Genomic DNA, 17,938 nt, shown 5'->3' on the forward strand with positions numbered 1-17,938 from the left:
ATATTAATGATGGTAATGTATAGTCATATACTAGACAATAGTCTTATTATGCATCACAAATAATTTTACAAGCAAGACGTTTACTATAAGTACGTAAATTCAAGTGATACCGCTTTATTTGTTACATTCAGTCCAACAAAATCTTTCAACAGTCCATGTACATGTGGATTCAAACGTGATAATACTTTCACGCGGGTGGTTAAACTCTTTAATACAGCTCGAACTTTACTGGCATCATGCATATGAAATCGTTTTCTTCCTTACGCAGCGTGGTGATGGTAAAACACCCATAATAGTATCATCGGTACACTTTGGATTAGAATCTTGTGATTCTGATCTAGGACGTTCGCGCATGTTTCTTCCGCCGGTAGATCGTAGAAGTTTTAATTCATGGCATCGACAAGACGGACTCCGTTGATCATGCTGTCTAGTCTGATCATTAACAGTGCGGAGAACACAAGATATAGTAGTGTCCGATCTAGGAAACATATTGCGATACGGTATGCTTTCATACTGGCGATCACCAGAATGCGAATGAGATGATAAGCGTCAGTTATTTATAAAACGAATCCATGACAGCGAAAAATGTGTTGGGCCTAGCCTTATGTCAGACTGTTAATTCCTTTTCAGCCGTTAATAGAAGGGCATCGAACATCAGATATTGCTTCGACGCCTGTAAATTAGGTTTTTCCTGAAGGTTGCTAAACTGTTCTAACACTACTAAACTGACGTATATATAGCTGAACGAAAGGGAATTGCACGCCTGGCAGAGGTATGCGGCGTGTAAGAAGGCATAAGCGCTATAGATCTTATTTAGTCACTCGTTTAATCCGTGTATAATAACCAGCTGTGTTTGATACCTGAGGCAAAGTTGTGATCGAAAATCTGCGTAACATCGCTATTATCGCACATGTAGACCATGGTAAAACCACCTTAGTTGACAAGCTGTTAGAACAATCTGGCACGCTTGGTGTCCGTAATAGTGCAATCGAACGCGTGATGGACTCCAATGATTTGGAGAAAGAGCGTGGAATTACTATCCTGGCTAAAAATACCGCTATTAATTGGCACGATTACCGTATCAATATCGTCGACACCCCAGGGCATGCCGACTTCGGCGGGGAAGTTGAGCGCATAATGTCAATGGTTGACTCGGTATTACTGCTGGTCGATGCTATGGATGGGCCAATGCCACAGACACGTTTCGTGACACAGAAAGCATTTGCATATGGCCTAAAACCTATTGTGGTTATCAATAAAGTCGACCGTCTAGGCTCACGTCCCGATTGGGTCGTCGATCAGGTTTTCGATCTGTTCGTCAATCTAGGCGCAACCGACGAACAGCTTGATTTCCCGATTGTTTACGCCTCAGCGCTGATGGGCATTGCCGGTTTGGAATATAAAAACATGGCGGACGATATGACGCCATTGTTTGAATCCATCGTGAAAAATGTTAAAGCGCCGAACGTCGATGTTGACGGCCCGTTCCAGATGCAAATTTCCCAGCTGGACTACAACAGCTATGTTGGTGTTATCGGCGTTGGGCGCATCAAGCGCGGCTCGGTAAAATCGAGCCAGACCGTGACCATAGTGGACAGAAGGGGTAAATGCCGTAACGGTAAAGTTGGTCAAGTTCTGAGTCATATAGGCTTACAACGCATTGAATCTAAACTGGCTGAAGCCGGCGATATCATCGCGATCACCGGGCTGGGCGAGATGAATATCTCCGACACCCTCTGCGATCCGACTCAAATTGAAGCGTTACCTCCTCTGACTGTTGATGAGCCGACCATCTCTATGTTGTTTAGCGTCAATACCTCGCCCTTCTGCGGTAAAGAAGGGAAATACATCACTTCGCGTCAAATCTTGGAACGTTTGAATAAAGAGTTGGTGTATAACGTAGCGTTACGGTTGGAAGAAACCGAAGATCCTGATACTTTTCGCGTTTCCGGCCGCGGCGAATTGCACCTCTCGGTGCTTATCGAGAACATGCGTCGTGAAGGATTCGAGATTGCCGTTTCTCGACCGAGAGTTATTTTCCGTACTATCAATGGCGCTAAACAGGAACCTTTTGAATTGGTTACTTTAGATATTGAAGAACAGCACCAGGGACAGGTTATGGAAGCTATGGGTAGCCGTAAGGGCGAGATGCGCGACATGTTGCCAGACGGCAAAGGGCGCATCCGTCTAGATTACGTGATTCCAAGCCGGGGTTTGATCGGTTTTCGTACCGATTTTTTGACTATGACCTCTGGGACCGGTCTGTTATACTCCACCTTTAGTCATTACGACAATATACGTCCCGGTGCAATCGGCCAGCGCCAGAACGGCGTGTTAATTTCCAACGGTCAGGGTAAAGCGTTAGCCTACGCTCTATACAGTCTACAGGATCGTGGCCGCCTGTTTCTGGGGCACGGGGCAGAAGTTTACGAGGGCCAGATTATTGGTATACACACCCGATCCAACGATCTAACTGTAAACTGCTTGACCGGTAAGAAATTGACCAACATGCGCGCGTCAGGTACCGATGAAGCAACGACGCTAGTGCCGGCGATCAAAATGTCTTTGGAACAAGCGTTAGCATTCATCGATGATGATGAATTGGTAGAAGTGACACCACAATCCATTCGCTTGCGTAAGCGTTATCTGACTGAAAACGAACGTAAGCGCGCTAATCGCTCGTGATGGTTGATGCTCCAGAACGTTACTGAAATCAGAATATAAAAGCCCGCTGCTTTTTGTAGCGCTTAAAAAAGTGTTTGCAATTATCTTATTGGTTCGCCTAATAAAGAATTCACAACACTTACTGTGAACTTACGCTTTATTCAGTTTTTTTGACCATTAATCTGCTGCCCTGCGCGACAGCTATCCAGCAAAATAACAATATCGACGGCTGTCCTGTAGGTGCCTGTTCTATTGCCCTTTCCAATCAGTTACGTGCATCAACGCCTGTTGTTTGATTGGATCTGCCCAGCGTAACTGGTGATTTTAACGCGTACAATTCCGGCGAAGCCGGACGAGCGGTGTGAGTACGCTTTAGGCGTAAAGTGCTTTCCGACCGAAGGTGGAAGTCAGGAGGCAGGCATAATAGCATACGATGCCGGTTTTATTGCGTAGCGCAATGCGTAGCTATCATCCCACTCAAGAGAATTATATGTCAGATAACACTCAAAAAAAAGTAATCGTCGGTATGTCCGGCGGTGTCGACTCTTCCGTATCCGCTTGGTTGCTACAACAGCATGGTTATCGAGTGGAGGGACTGTTCATGAAAAACTGGGAAGAGGACGATAATAAGGAATATTGCTCCTCATCAAGCGATTTAGCTGACGCCCAAATGGTATGCGATACCTTAGGTATCGCACTTCATACCGTCAATTTTGCCGCCGAATATTGGGATAATGTTTTCTCGCATTTTCTTGCTGAATACCAAGCAGGCCGCACTCCCAATCCGGATATTTTATGTAATAAGGAAATTAAATTTAAAGCGTTTCTAGACTTCGCCACTGACGATTTGGGCGCTGACTATATTGCCACTGGTCATTATGTACGCCGCGTCGACGTAGCTGGTAAAAACCGCCTACTGCGCGGTCTAGATGATAATAAAGACCAAAGTTATTTTTTATATACGCTAGGAAGCGCGCAGCTTGCGCGCTGCCTATTCCCAATAGGAGAGTTAGCGAAATCAGAAGTGCGTCGCATAGCCACCGAACTTGCCCTGGCAACGGCCGACAAAAAGGATTCTACCGGTATTTGTTTCATTGGCGAGCAAAAGTTTCGTGATTTCCTAGGCCGCTACTTGCCGGCGCAGCCGGGAGCAATTGTTTCGATTGACGGCCAAAAGGTGGGTCACCACCAGGGACTGGTGTACCACACACTGGGTCAGCGTAAAGGCTTGGGCATCGGCGGCACCCGCGGCTGTACTGAGGATCCCTGGTATGTAGTAGATAAAGATATTAACCATAATCAGCTGATTGTTGCTCAGGGACACTTGCATCCACGACTAATGTCTACCGGTCTTATCGCAGGTCAGCTACACTGGGTCGAAGGGAAACCGCTTACAGAAGCTCTGTGTTGCACAGTAAAAACCCGTTATCGCCAACCAGATATTGCTTGTCTAATAACGCCACAGGCGGACGGACGTTTGCAGGTGACTTTCAACCAGCCTGTCTTCGCCGTCACGCCTGGCCAATCGGCGGTGTTTTATCTGGAGGAATGCTGTTTGGGGGGTGGAACAATAGAAGTGAGGCAGCCCTTAAGTCATTAAGAGCTCTATAACATGGCAAACACACTTTTATAGCATGATTAAACAAGCGTCTTTTGATCGGACCCCAACTGGTTGACTGAACTTCAGAGATGGATACAGGAGTTATCTTGACCAAGAATTATTTCGACATTACGCTGGCGCTGGCGGGTGTGTGCCAAAGTGCGCGGTTGGTGCAGCAGCTCGCACATCAAAGTTATTGCGATGAACCGCCGCTGCGCGTTTCTCTCCAGAGCTTGCTTGACTTGAATCCACCGTCAGTGTGCGCAGTCTACGGCGATAGCCCGGCTAATCTACGAATGGGCCTGGAAACATTGCTAGGTTTACTGAATGCCTCGTCGCGAGAGAGACTAGGTGCTGAGCTGACCCGGTATATTTCGGGGCTAATGTTACTTGAACACAAACTGAAAAGTAATCGCGTCATGCAGGCAGAGTTAAGTCGCCGAATCGATGCGCTTGACCGTCAGCTAAACTATTTTGATTTACTATCAGACACGTTTTTCAGCGTGATGGCCAGCATTTATATGGACATAATTAGCCCGCTTGGACCGCGTATTCAGGTCACTGGCACAGCTTCAGTATTACAAAACACACAAATCCAGGACAAATTACGCGCCGTACTATTGGCAGGTATCCGGTCTGTCGTGCTGTGGCAACAGGTTGGTGGCGGCAGGTTTCAGCTGCTATTTGCCCGTAATCGATTGTTTAAAGAAGCCAAAAAGATACTTTTACATGCTTAATCTCCAGGAATTGAAAGCAATGGAGCTATCCTCCTTAACTGCTGTTTCGTCTATAGACGACCGATACGGCGCAAAAGTCAGTCCGCTACGCTTAATTTTCAGTAAATTCGGTTTGCTAAAATTCCGCGTGAAAGTAGAAATAATGTGGTTGCAAAAGCTGGTTGCCTGTGACGCTCTTAAAGAGGTTCCCTTTTTTAACGACCACATAAACGGTTTCCTAGACACTGTTATTGCAAACTTCAGCGCAAATGGTGCTGAACGCATCAAAACCATTGAACTTGCCGCTAATCATGGTATGAAAGCAGTAGAATATTTTTTGAAAGAGAAGATTTCTGCGAAACCGGCACTGCAAGTGACAAACGAATTCATCCATTGCTTGCACTTCCGAAGACATCAATAATTTTTCTCACGCGCTGAACGCTATCGTGATGTCCCTTTTCTATTGCGCATCCACGGCCGGCGACACTCTCGACTCTTGGTAAGGAAATGTGCAATGTTGCTTATCGTATGACGTAGCAATATCGTCAGTTGGATCAAGTAAGAAATACTGGGTAAAATTAACGGCGCCGTTGGGCGTTATAATGCCAATATGGTCGCTTGTCCTGAAGTGAATTGGCATCGGTTCAGCATAGAGGCGTTCATCTGGGCTCGTTGGCTGAAATATCTATGCTACCCGAATCGGGTCACATGACTATATTGCCGAAATGTTCGACTGCATTGCGCGATTTAATACTATTGTTATCGATTTTAAACGTGATGAGTGTGGATATATCGCACTCAATCATTTTAAACAGCGTACCGTCCCGGCGAAATCGGCTCTTTGACTATGCTGCATAAAGTAAATCCTATCGATTTCGAAAACGCGGAAGGAAATCTTGGATTGGCGAATGTGGTAATACATCATCTAACGTCGAAATTACCTATTTCGCACTGGCAATAGGATTTGACCAATTCAACTTTGCTGTGCAATTTAGGTGTTGGGATGAGTTATAAGCTCTATCGCATACCAATCTACCTTAAAAGGAATCAGTAAACTGGAATTAAGCTCATTTATTGACAGAATTGGACAATAACTAAGAAGTCTTTGCTAGACCCAAGATGGTCATGGGTCAATACGGAATTGAAAACCATACGAAAAGTTCAAAAAAAACTAAGCTTGCAGTAAGCCTCTTGAGGCTGAGGTTATACGTGGAAGCCGAAAAGTACGGCGAAAAACACTGACGTCAGATAATTATATCGGCCGCGCCATGACAATAGTTGACGAATTAAAATAAGTCTAAGAAAAAGAACATGCGCACCAGACTTTAGTTGTTTCTCTATCGGGATGCTCTTATCCGGTAAAATATTTCTTCCCAGTCAGGAAGATAACCGTTTAATAAGACAATGACGTCGCCTAATCCGTTAAGGGTAAATTTATTAGGAGCTTCGATGCGAATTCTGGTCATAGAAGATAATTCTCTTCTTCGTCATCATCTAACAGTACAGATGCGTGAAATGGGACACCAGGTAGATGCTGCTGCGGACGCCCGAGAAGCGGACTATTTCCTAAATGAACACCCACCAGATGTCGCCATTGTCGATTTAGGCCTTCCCGATGAGGATGGGCTTAATCTTGTTCGCCGCTGGCGCAGCCATCAGGTGAAAATCCCTCTATTGGTACTTACTGCCCGCGAAGGTTGGCAGAATAAAGTTATGGTGTTGGAAGCCGGCGCTGATGACTATGTCATCAAACCCTTTCATTTGGAAGAAGTAATAGCACGTATGCAGGCGTTAATGCGCCGCAACAGCGGTCTTGCTTCGCAAATTATCACACTTCCGCCTTTCCTCATTGATCTTTCACGACGTGAGCTCATGATTAACAAAGTTAATATTAAGCTGACCGCATTTGAGTATACCATTATTGAGACACTGATACGTAACGCCGGTAAAGTTGTCAGCAAAGATTCGCTGATGCTGCAATTGTATCCTGACGCTGAATTGCGTGAGAGTCACACTATTGACGTATTGATGGGTCGTCTGAGGAAAAAAATGCAGGCCAATTACTCGCATGAAGTGATTACCACAGTGCGCAGTCAGGGCTACCGTTTTGATGTGAACTAACTTCTATGAGGCCGTTTTCTTTACGCCACAACAAACCGTTTTCTCTGCACGTCAGATTCTTGCTAGCGGCAGCCTGCGTAGTGTTAACGGTCTCTCTATGCTATGGCATGGCAGCTGTCATTGGCTATAACGTCAATTTTGAAAAAATATCATTTCGCCTGCTACGCGGTAAAAGTAATCTTTTTTTTAGTCTGGCGCAGTGGAAAAATAACAAGCTGTCGATAGCTATACCGCAGAATATCGACATCAATTTTGCCGTTCTAGTGCTGATTTATGATGAAAATGGCCATATTCTCTGGCGCCAACGTTATATACCGGCGCTGGAATCACGCCTACAGCAAGATTGGCTAGACAAAACCGGTTATTTTGAGTTAGATATTGATATGCGTACTAGTCAAGCGATGGTAAAAGCTAACCCAAACGCCCAGGTTCGGCTAAAAGAACTTAACTGCAGCGACGGCAATGCTTTGACTCACTCCGTGGCGGTCAACCGTTATCCGCCTACCGGCCATCTTCCTCCGTTGACTATTGTGGCCGTCGACACCATGCCTAATGAACTGCAACGAACCGATCTTATATGGAAATGGTGTAGCTATGTTTTCTTTACCAATCTGTTCCTAGTAGTGCCGCTGCTATGGCTGGCGACGCATTGGAGCTTGCGCCCTATTAAAGATTTAGTGCAGCAGGTGCGCGAATTAAAAGTAGGCGAGCGAGAATGCTTTGACGAAAATCTGCCGCGTGAACTGGATAATTTAGTGTGTAACTTAAATGTTTTACTAAATAATGAACGTCAGCGCTATTTGAAGTACCGCTCGACCCTATCTGATTTTACCCATAGCTTAAAAACGCCTCTGGCAGTGCTACAAACCACGCTACGCTCCCTGCGTACTGATCGCGACACCAATATTGAAATGGTTGAGCCGATTATGCTGGAACAAATCAGTCGGATTTCCCAACAGATAGGCTATTATCTGCATCGTTCCATCGTTCATTCGGATAATAATGCGCTAAACCGTGAACTGCATTCTGTACCACCACTGCTTGATAGTTTATGTTCTTCTCTGAACAAGGTGTATCAACGTAAAGGTGTTTCCCTGTCACTAGACATTTCACCAGAGCTGACGTTTATTGGCGAAAAAAACGACTTTATAGAAGTTATAGGTAATATTTTGGACAACGCCTGTAAGTATTGCCTGGAATTTGTTGAAGTCAGCGCCTGCGAAAGAGAATGCGCATTACATATAATAATCGAAGATGATGGCCACGGCATCCTTGAATCCAAACGCACGCTTATTTTTCAACGCGGTCAGCGCGCCGATACGCTGCGGCCAGGTCAAGGCTTGGGCCTTTCTGTGTCGGCGGAAATTCTTGCGCAATACGACGGTGACATCGTGATTGGCGAAAGCACCCTCGGTGGGGCTTTGCTCGAAGTCATCTTCAAGAAGCAGGAACTGCAGCTTGAAAGTGATTGAAGACGTTCACTTCGCCTCATCACGTTTAACGTACCACGAATTATTAGCTTGAGTACAATACTGTCAGATGCTTCCGGTCGTTATTAACGCGTGTTTCGTGATTTCGTCGACCCGCGGATGGACTGCCCGTCTGGCTGTGAAAGCGGAGATAGACAGTCGTTTAATAGCTATATGCTGGCAGCGGCAGTAAGACATAGTCCGTTTACCAGCTATCACTTTTAGTGTAATCTTTTGCCTGATTGGTAAAAGGCTTTAGATATGATCTAGTGCTAAGTTGGTAAAAGGTTTCTAGAAAACACAACTGATCTCGTGAATTTATCGCAATCATTTGACAAATCGTAAACTGTGGTAGATGAGCGATTCCCCCTGACCAGTGCGGGTACAGACGCCAATTAAGGCGCTATCCTCTCCACTCCAATGGGCTGAACCATGGTTGCATAAGTAACGCGTAAAAAGGCGTTAATGCGAATAGTTTGATTACACGAGTAGAGTCCAGTTTTATTCTTCTCTATCTGTAAGATGGAAAAGATCATTCAATCATTCTTGATTATGTCCTGACAATTTATTAGTTGGCCGATAAGGGTCAATGTTTCTATCGACAGGGAAACGATTTGGAGGCCGCGTATATGTTTGACCTTTTCAAAGCAATCGGCTTGGGCCTAATAGTTTTGTTGCCGTTAGTAAATCCGATCACCACCGTGGTGTTGTTTCTCAGCCTTAGTAAGAACATGACCGAGGTGGAACGAATCAGCAGGCCTGGTTAGCATCTGTTTATATCTTCGTCATTATGATAGGCGCCTTTTGTGCCGGTACATTGATAATGAATGTTTTTGGCATCTTTATCCCAGGGCTGCGTATTGCCGGTGGGCTTATTGTTTCTTTTATCGGTTTTCGCATGCTATTTCCAGCACACGCTGATAACGATTTTGATTTTGTTAATACAAATACGCACGGAATACATAAGAACAAAAGCACCAATATTGCTTTTGCACCTTTGGCTATGCCTAGCACAGCGGGTCAGGCACCATCGCCATGATTATCAGCTGGGCTTCAACCGTTAAAGAAGACGTCTACTTTCTCCTTGGATTACTACGCTTGCGCCGGTGCTGATTTTCTTAACCATCAGCGTAGTTGTTTGGATAGGGCTACGTAGTTCTGGTGTTATTATGCATATAGTCGGCACAAGCGGTATTGAAGGGATTTCACGGCTAATGGGATTCTTTTGGTGTGTATGGGCGTTCAATTCGTTATCAATGGCATATTAGAGAGTATTGCCGACTATCCGCTTGATATCGTTATTAGCGCCCCTATCTTAAGGGGAAACTCTTAGTTATTATGCTAAGTCCTTATTTTTTTAGCATCACTGCCTGCCAAAAGTGCATTCAGTGATGGGACGCTACCTTACTTTTTAGATAAATAGTTACGGTTTAACGGCCAATCACAGGCCTTCCCGACGCGTCGGGAAGGCTTCGTGTGTCTTTGCACATCTGGCAAGTATCTAAATTCGATGCTATTAAGATCTGGCTGAGGCTTGTGGCGTCCATCCGGCGTAACGCGGTCATACCGCCAATCAGCATATCCGTCAGCACTAGTAATACGACCGCCAATAATCCACTAACCATCCCATAGATTTTACTCCTTATCGATATTATTAATTTAGCAACAGCAGAGATATACTAACTACGGCGTCATTTACGCGTTACCCATTTTGCTTCCTGACACGCTGGACTTACAATATGCACCGCGTGCGCAAACGTCTATGCGGTGTGGAAATCTATAGTTCACAAAATGCCGACTCAGCTAGTGAAATTGGGATCGTAGATGTCATAATCGCCACCTCTTGTATTATGGTTAGGAGAAAGAAAAGGTTGCTCTATTCCATAGAATTTCTACTACACTGCTATTATGTAAAATAAAAAACGCAGTTTTCTGCATGACAAGATTGGTGTGATCAGCGAGACTGTTTTAACGATACTTCTAAGCTGACAATTGCTAAACGACTCTAAGTAATAATTTAATCTTTCTTGACGCGCTATCAGAAAAGCCACCACTGTGGTGGTGACGTTCTAAGCATCGGATTTCTCATTAGAGATAATCAGGAATGCCTATGTAGCCCTCATATGGCAGATGCGATGATGTCGACAATTATATCAGCTAGCATGTTTTCATATTAATTACGCCGTATATGTAAAACATACCGTTGCTCAGCATTGGCTAGAACGGTAGGTTCTCTCAATATAGCAGCGATTGCCAGCCTCTCTAATTGATAAAAGACTATATACAGATCGGCATCGAGACCATCCATGTGGCAATCATGAAAACATGAGGTGCTAAAATCGTTAGATATCACCACGAGCTACTTTAAGTAAGTGTTGTGATGTAATGTGAGAAAAGGGCGCTGGCACCTATAGTGTTTAAGGTTGCTAATGCTAACTAGACAGGTGGAGAGTATGGTTGCATAGCCTTATTACCTGACGGCGTTGAGGTACTCCATATAATCGATCACTTATTTGATGTGGCTATTACCCAATACTCGCGCGATAGCAAAAATGAAGTTAAAACGTTTCAAATATAGCTTGCAGATGGAGCCCGAAACTCCAGATGTTGACTGTTACATAATAAGAAGAAGACAATCACTTTAGTTTTGTTATATTGTTTTTAAAAATGATGGAATCAGTAAATGCGAGTCGCTACAAAAAATAACAAATATGATTAGCGAAGAAATATCAATAAAAAGTATCAATAAAAAAAGAGGTAGTGATTAGCGTTAGTGATGGTAAAGCATCCAATGTTATGTATTTTTTTGATTTTGAAAATAAACGTTCTTACAAGCAAGGCGTTTGTTGTGGCATATTAATTTAAATAATGCTATTCCATCTGCTAAATATATTTTTACTTACTACATAACTGCTTGAATTCAACAACACTTTGCAAGTAAACATTACATCAGTCATGTAATGCATTCTTGCTTTAAATATATAAGCAAAAGCTTGTTTTCTAATGCGATCGCAATAACCATAATTAGGCAAGAAATCTCTTTAGGAAGAGTCTTAAAATCCGAAACGCTGCATTAAGAAACGATTCGTTATCCTTTGTGACACTGCTCTATTTTAAATAATCTTATAGTCTTGCATCTTATAGCAATATTTTATAAGACATACAGTTACCTTGCTCGATTTATTGCCATCTTACAAAGCATAATCTATGCTTGCCTTGAACTTGTGACGGTCAATGCAGTCTTTTATATGACTGATGCATAGCGCGTTTATAAGGTCCCGTTTGGCTTAATCATTCATATCGCAAGCAAAATATACTCAGCAGATAGAGTGGCACAACTAGAGACTCAGAATGAGATTGTAGTCGCTGCTTCATGAGACTGAAAGCGTAGCACGGAGCACTGGCCGAACACTTCGGCTTGACGATAGTAGGGTGAAATAGAACCTAGCATGGCCTGTAACCACTTAGAAATGATTATTAAAGATACAAGTTAACCTTGTTCATTTTAAAATCATCGATAAATGTTTTATTCAAAATTTAATTGACTATAATGATAAAATTGTTTACGCGACTTTAACATGTGTTTTAAAAGAACCGATTTAACTAAAATGGAGAAATTAATATGAGTTTTACACTATCTCCCCTGTCTTATAGTTATGAGGCCTTAGAGCCGTATTTTGATAAAGAAACAATGGAAATTCATCACACTAAACACCATCAGGCCTATATTAATAACGCTAATAATGCTCTGAAAAACCTGCCGGAATTCGCCAGTCTATCTGTTAACAACCTGATCCAAAAACTGGACCAGCTTCCGGCGGATAAAAAAACTGTGCTGAGAAACAATGCTGGCGGACATGCCAATCACAGCCTATTCTGGAAGATCCTAAAACAAGATACGACTTTAAAAGGTGAACTGAAACACGCGATCGAATGTGATTTCGGAGGCGTTGACACGTTCATAGAAATGTTCGAAAAAGCTGCCACCACTCGCTTCGGTTCCGGCTGGGCCTGGCTTGTAAAAAAAGACAGTAAATTGGCTGTCGTCTCCACCGCTAACCAGGATAATCCACTGATGGGCGAAGCAATTTCTGGAACCTCCGGCTATCCGATTCTTGGCCTGGACGTCTGGGAGCACGCATACTATCTGAAATATCGAAACCGCCGTCAAGATTACATTAAGTCATTCTGGAACGTGGTAAACTGGGATGAAGTCACCGCACGTTTTAAACATACTTAAAACATCACCGCAACATACACCAATACCGTCTAGCGTCCTCTTATGCCTTGGTTGGTTTTTGTCCGCACCCACGCCGGATAAAGTCGTAAGAACAGTCTTTAATGTTGAAGTTATTGTTTGTTATAAGGTATGTAACATGAATAATCCTCACTGGTTGTTTTAGGATTGCAATCTTATAAGAAAATAAGCTTTTCTCATGGATTTCAAGCGAGACATACACAGACACTGTATAAATTATTAACATTATTAAGCACATTCAACATAGCTTCTACACAATTGTGATTCAAGGCTCTGTCGCATTTAATCAGTCATGTTGTAAATAAAAACATGTTCAGTGTTTACAACAAGAACATTTGAGTAACAACTATGCTTGCATACTATTGATGGTGATAAATAGCGCTATATTTAATAGGTAAGCAGTGTTACAAAGAAAGATGCACCACATAATTACTTTGTAATATACGTCGCTAAATGAGAAGGAAAGAGAAAAACCGTACAGACAGTGACATGACGATAGCGTCGTATATCACGTAAAATCGAAACCCATGTATCAAAAGCTTTGTTTTTAGGAGATAATGATGTCATATAGTGGCGAACAAAATAACTTTGTACCTCATATGGCTCTAGTACCGATGGTAGTGGAACAAACTTTACGCGGAGAGCGTTCATACGATATCTTTTCGCGCTTGTTAAAAGAGCGAATTATCTTCATAACAGGTCAGGTCGAAGAACACATGGCGAATTTGATTGTGGCACAAGTGATGTTTTTGGAATCGGAAAATTCGGAAAAAGACATCCATCTGTACATTAACTCGCCAGGTGGGGTGATTACTGCTGGCATGTCAATTTATGACACTATGCAATTCATCAAACCAGATGTCAGCACATTTTGTATGGGGCAAGCCGCTTCTATGGGGGCATTTTTGCTAGCTGCTGGTGCTAAAGGCAAGCGTTTTTGTTTGCCTAATTCACGAGTGCTGATTCATCAGCCACTAGGCGGTTTTCAAGGCCAAGCTACCGATATCGAGATTCATGCTCGTGAAATCCTGAAGGTCAAGACACGGATGAATGAGTTGATGGCAAAACATACAGGACAACCGCTCGAAGTAATAGAGCGGGATACTGAACGCGATCGTTTTCTCTCTGCCCATGAAGCGGTAGACTATGGATTAGTGGATTTTGTCTTGAGTCAGCGTACATAACGGCTGCTCCATGGCGGCAAATTGAGTCGGCGCGGAAATCAGTTCTAAGTTCAGTCGTCGTATTATCTCTCTAATTGCAAGCGGGACAAAGATGAAAAAAAGAGGTTGATTGATGACAGATAAGCGCAAAGACGGTTCAAGAACGCTTCTATATTGCTCTTTCTGCGGAAAGAGCCAGCATGAAGTGCGTAAGCTAATTGCCGGGCCGTCGGTGTATATCTGCGATGAATGTGTCGATTTATGCAACGATATCATTAGTGAAGAAATAAAGGAAGTCGCTTCGTATCGTGACCGCAGACCGCTACCGACGCCCCATGAAATCCGACATCACTTGGACAATTATATTATCGGCCAAGAAAAAGCTAAAAAAGTGCTCGCGGTGGCAGTTTACAACCATTACAAACGCTTACGCAATGGCGACATTAACAATGGCATTGAGCTTGGTAAAAGTAATATTTTGTTGATTGGCCCTACCGGCAGCGGTAAAACCCTATTGGCGGAAACGCTGGCCCGCTTCTTGGATGTGCCTTTTGCTATGGCCGACGCCACCACTCTAACAGAAGCTGGGTATGTCGGGGAGGATGTGGAGAATATTATTCAGAAGCTTCTGCAGAAGTGTGACTACAATGTACAAAAAGCTCAGTCCGGTATTGTCTATATTGACGAGATTGACAAAATTTCCCGTAAGTCGGATAACCCTTCTATCACCCGAGACGTATCCGGCGAAGGAGTACAGCAAGCGCTGTTAAAACTGATAGAGGGAACTGTAGCTTCAGTCCCCCCCCAGGGGGGACGCAAACATCCTCAGCAGGAATTTCTTCAGGTAGACACCTCGAAGGTCTTATTTATCTGCGGCGGTGCCTTTACGGGTTTGGATAAAGTGATTGAACAGCGCACCGAAACCAACCGCGGTATTGGTTTTAGCGCTACCGTTAAAGGTAGCTTGGAAAAAATAACTGAGGGTGTATTGCTGGCGCAGGTGGAACCGGAAGATCTAATTAAATTCGGCCTTATCCCTGAGTTTATCGGCCGATTGCCCGTTGTCACAACCTTGGATGAATTAAGCGAAGAAGCGCTTGTTCAAATTTTGCTCGAGCCGAAAAATGCGTTAACAAAGCAGTATCAAGCGTTGTTCAACCTTGAAGGCGTAGAGCTGGAATTTTGTAGTAAAGCCATAACCGCCATTGCAAAAAAAGCCATGGCCCGTAAGACCGGAGCCCGCGGCCTGCGCTCCATCGTAGAAAGCGCGTTACTAGAAACTATGTATGAACTGCCTTCCAAGAACAGCGTAGAAAGAGTGTTGATCGACGAAGCGGTCATTGCAGGCCAGTCGGATCCGTTGCTTATCTACAGTAAGCACGAAGCGCAACAAGCCTACGGAGAATAATAGAAGTATAACGGTACACGGCAAGTAACAGCGTCTATAGGAGAATTTCATCACTGGCTACCGTTGAATATAAGCGGTTCGACCCCATATACCCGGATACCTAATTGTTGAAACAGGCCAACGCGTTTCACAAAACCTGGCGGAAGATAAACTGAGAGAGAGCTCTATGAATGCTGAGCGTTCCGAACGCATAGAAATTCCCGTATTGCCTCTGCGCGATGTAGTGGTCTATCCGTACATGGTCATCCCTCTATTTGTCGGTCGTGAAAGGTCGATTCGATGTCTTGAAGCGGCTATGGACAACGATAAGAAAATCATGTTGGTAGCACAGAAAGAAGCCTCAACCGATGAGCCAGGGATAAATGATCTTCTTTCCGTCGGGACGGTGTCGACCATTCTTCAAATGCTGAAGCTGCCAGACGGCACAGTGAAAGTGCTAGTAGAAGGATTAACGCGCGCTCGCATCAAAGAACTTTCGGACAGCGGCGATCATTTCAGCGCCGAAGCAAACTATTTTGACGTGCCTGAGCTGAATAAGCACGAACAGGAAGTTCTAGTGCGAACTGCTATCAATCAATTTGAAAGTTATGTCAAACTGAATAAAAAAATTCCTTTCGAAATACTTACCTCTTTAAACAGTATCGATGATGCCGCCCGTTTAGCTGATACGATCGCAGCGCATATGCCACTGAAGCTAGCCGAAAAGCAGTCAGTGCTGGAAATGGCTAATGTGACCGAGCGGCTTGAATATCTGATAGCAATGATGGAATCAGAAATTGATTTATTACAGGTAGAAAAACGTATCCGAAATCGTGTTAAGAAACAAATGGAAAAAAGCCAACGTGAGTACTACCTAAATGAACAGATGAAGGCGATTCAGAAAGAATTGGGCGAGATGGATGACGCGCCGGCTGAAAACGAAGTGCTAAAGCGCAAGATAGTGGAAGCTAAAATGCCGAAAGAAGCTCGGGAAAAAACCGAAGCTGAGCTGCAGAAATTAAAAATGATGTCACCGATGTCGGCTGAGGCAGCCGTGGTGCGTGGCTATATCGATTGGATGCTATCGGTACCCTGGCACGTGCGCAGTAAAGTAAAAAAAGACTTGGTCAAAGCACAGGAGACTTTGGATAAAGATCATTACGGACTTGAACAGGTCAAAGACCATATTTTGGAATACCTGGCAGTACAAAGCCGAATCAGTAAAATTAAAGGGTCGGTCTTGTGTCTGGTAGGATCGCCAGGAGTAGGGAAAACTTCGCTTGGTCAATCTATCGCTAAGTCGACTGGTCGTCAGTATGTGCGCATGGCGTTAGGTGGAGTACGCGATGCGGCGGAGATCCGAGGGCATCGCCGGACCTATGTTGGCTCGATGCCGGGTAAGTTAATGCAAAAAATGTCCAAGGTCGGCGTGAAAAATCCCCTGTTTTTGCTCGATGAAATCGATAAGATGTCTTCGGATATGCGCGGCGATCCGGCTTCAGCTTTGCTAGAGGTACTCGATCCGGAACAGAATATAGCCTTTAACGATCATTACCTGGAAGTAGACTATGATCTGTCTGACGTAATGTTTGTCGCTACTTCAAATTCAATGAATATTCCAGCCCCCCTGCTTGATCGTATGGAGGTGATTCGTTTGTCGGGCTACACAGAAGACGAAAAACTTAATATTGCCCGTAAACATCTTTTACCTAAACAGATTGAGCGAAATGCGCTAAAAAAAGGCGAACTGACGGTGGAAGATAATGCGCTAGTGGGGATCATTCGTTATTACACTCGCGAAGCTGGGGTACGTAGCTTGGAGCGAGCGATCTCCAAGCTGTGCCGTAAGGCGGTAAAGACTTTTCTAACGGACAAAAGAATAAAACGCATCATTATTCACGCCGATAACCTGAAAGATTTCCTCGGCGTTCAGCGTTTTAATTATGGTCGCGCGGAAAAGGAGAACCGTATCGGTCAGGTTATCGGTTTGGCATGGACTGAAGTCGGTGGCGACTTGCTAACCATCGAAACTGTGTGCGTGCCCGGAAAGGGCAAGCTAACCTATACCGGTTCTCTGGGTGACGTGATGCAGGAATCCATCCAGGCGGCGTTGACTGTAGTGCGCGCACGGGCGGACAAGCTGGGTATTAATCCTAATTTTTATGAAAATCGGGATATTCACGTTCACGTTCCTGAAGGCGCTACTCCAAAAGATGGTCCAAGCGCCGGTATTGCAATGTGTACTGCGTTAGTATCTTACCTGACGGATAATCCGGTCAAAGCCAACGTGGCGATGACAGGAGAAATAACACTGCGCGGTCAGGTACTGCCCATTGGAGGTCTGAAGGAAAAACTGCTAGCGGCACACCGTAGCGGTATAAAAACCGTTTTAATTCCATTTGAAAACGGGCGCGACCTGGAGGAAATGCCGACAAACGTGGTAAACGACCTGGATATTCATCCGGTACAACGCATCGACGAAGTTCTGAATCTGGCGTTGCAAAATTCGCCTTTTAGCCAGTATCACAGTGGTGACTAAATAATATAAGAGGTTGAAGGA

10 protein-coding genes and 2 pseudogenes are annotated in these 17,938 nt (G+C 44.2%); 11 read left to right on the forward strand and 1 reads right to left on the reverse strand.

Features of this window, described 5'->3' with window-relative positions; all coding sequences use genetic code 11:
* Positions 1–873: 873 nt before the first annotated feature.
* From typA to A4A68_RS00420, 7 genes and pseudogenes are all read left to right on the forward strand, one after another.
* Positions 874–2,685, forward strand: a complete 1,812-nt coding sequence (gene typA, locus A4A68_RS00390) for a translational GTPase TypA (RefSeq protein WP_067565291.1) — start codon at positions 874–876, stop codon at positions 2,683–2,685.
* A gap of 469 nt (positions 2,686–3,154) precedes the next feature.
* Positions 3,155–4,264, forward strand: a complete 1,110-nt coding sequence (mnmA, locus tag A4A68_RS00395; RefSeq protein ID WP_067566487.1) for a tRNA 2-thiouridine(34) synthase MnmA — start codon at positions 3,155–3,157, stop codon at positions 4,262–4,264.
* Between the two features lie 107 nt (positions 4,265–4,371).
* Entirely contained in the window at positions 4,372–5,001 is a 630-nt protein-coding gene (gene hflD / locus A4A68_RS00400) for a high frequency lysogenization protein HflD (protein ID WP_067566490.1), read from the forward strand.
* A 19-nt stretch (positions 5,002–5,020) separates the two neighbouring features.
* Positions 5,021–6,275, forward strand: a pseudogene (locus A4A68_RS00405) (lyase family protein).
* A gap of 154 nt (positions 6,276–6,429) precedes the next feature.
* Positions 6,430–7,101, forward strand: a complete 672-nt coding sequence (phoP, locus tag A4A68_RS00410) for a two-component system response regulator PhoP (RefSeq protein ID WP_067565294.1) — start codon at positions 6,430–6,432, stop codon at positions 7,099–7,101.
* A gap of 5 nt (positions 7,102–7,106) precedes the next feature.
* Entirely contained in the window at positions 7,107–8,573 is a 1,467-nt protein-coding gene (gene phoQ, locus A4A68_RS00415; RefSeq protein ID WP_067565297.1) for a two-component system sensor histidine kinase PhoQ, read from the forward strand.
* A gap of 626 nt (positions 8,574–9,199) precedes the next feature.
* Positions 9,200–9,903: pseudogene (locus A4A68_RS00420) on the forward strand (MarC family NAAT transporter).
* Between the two features lie 97 nt (positions 9,904–10,000).
* On the opposite strand, the gene A4A68_RS03645 reads toward A4A68_RS00420, so the two are convergent.
* Positions 10,001–10,195 (reverse strand): hypothetical protein, encoded by a 195-nt coding sequence (locus A4A68_RS03645; RefSeq protein ID WP_067565299.1) that lies wholly within the window; start codon positions 10,193–10,195, stop codon positions 10,001–10,003.
* A 1,997-nt stretch (positions 10,196–12,192) separates the two neighbouring features.
* Here A4A68_RS03645 and sodA point away from each other — a divergent pair.
* From sodA to lon, 4 genes are all read left to right on the forward strand, one after another.
* Entirely contained in the window at positions 12,193–12,810 is a 618-nt protein-coding gene (gene sodA / locus A4A68_RS00430) for a superoxide dismutase [Mn] (protein WP_102135075.1), read from the forward strand.
* A 578-nt stretch (positions 12,811–13,388) separates the two neighbouring features.
* Entirely contained in the window at positions 13,389–14,012 is a 624-nt protein-coding gene (gene clpP / locus A4A68_RS00435; RefSeq protein WP_067565305.1) for an ATP-dependent Clp endopeptidase proteolytic subunit ClpP, read from the forward strand.
* A gap of 112 nt (positions 14,013–14,124) precedes the next feature.
* Entirely contained in the window at positions 14,125–15,399 is a 1,275-nt protein-coding gene (gene clpX, locus A4A68_RS00440; protein ID WP_067565308.1) for an ATP-dependent protease ATP-binding subunit ClpX, read from the forward strand.
* A gap of 166 nt (positions 15,400–15,565) precedes the next feature.
* Complete coding sequence (lon, locus tag A4A68_RS00445; RefSeq protein WP_173644518.1) at positions 15,566–17,917, forward strand: endopeptidase La; 2,352 nt, start codon at positions 15,566–15,568, stop codon at positions 17,915–17,917.
* The last annotated feature ends 21 nt before the right edge of the window (positions 17,918–17,938 follow it).

Source organism: Candidatus Doolittlea endobia, from assembly GCF_900039485.1.
In the GTDB taxonomy this organism is placed as follows: domain Bacteria; phylum Pseudomonadota; class Gammaproteobacteria; order Enterobacterales; family Enterobacteriaceae; genus Doolittlea; species Doolittlea endobia.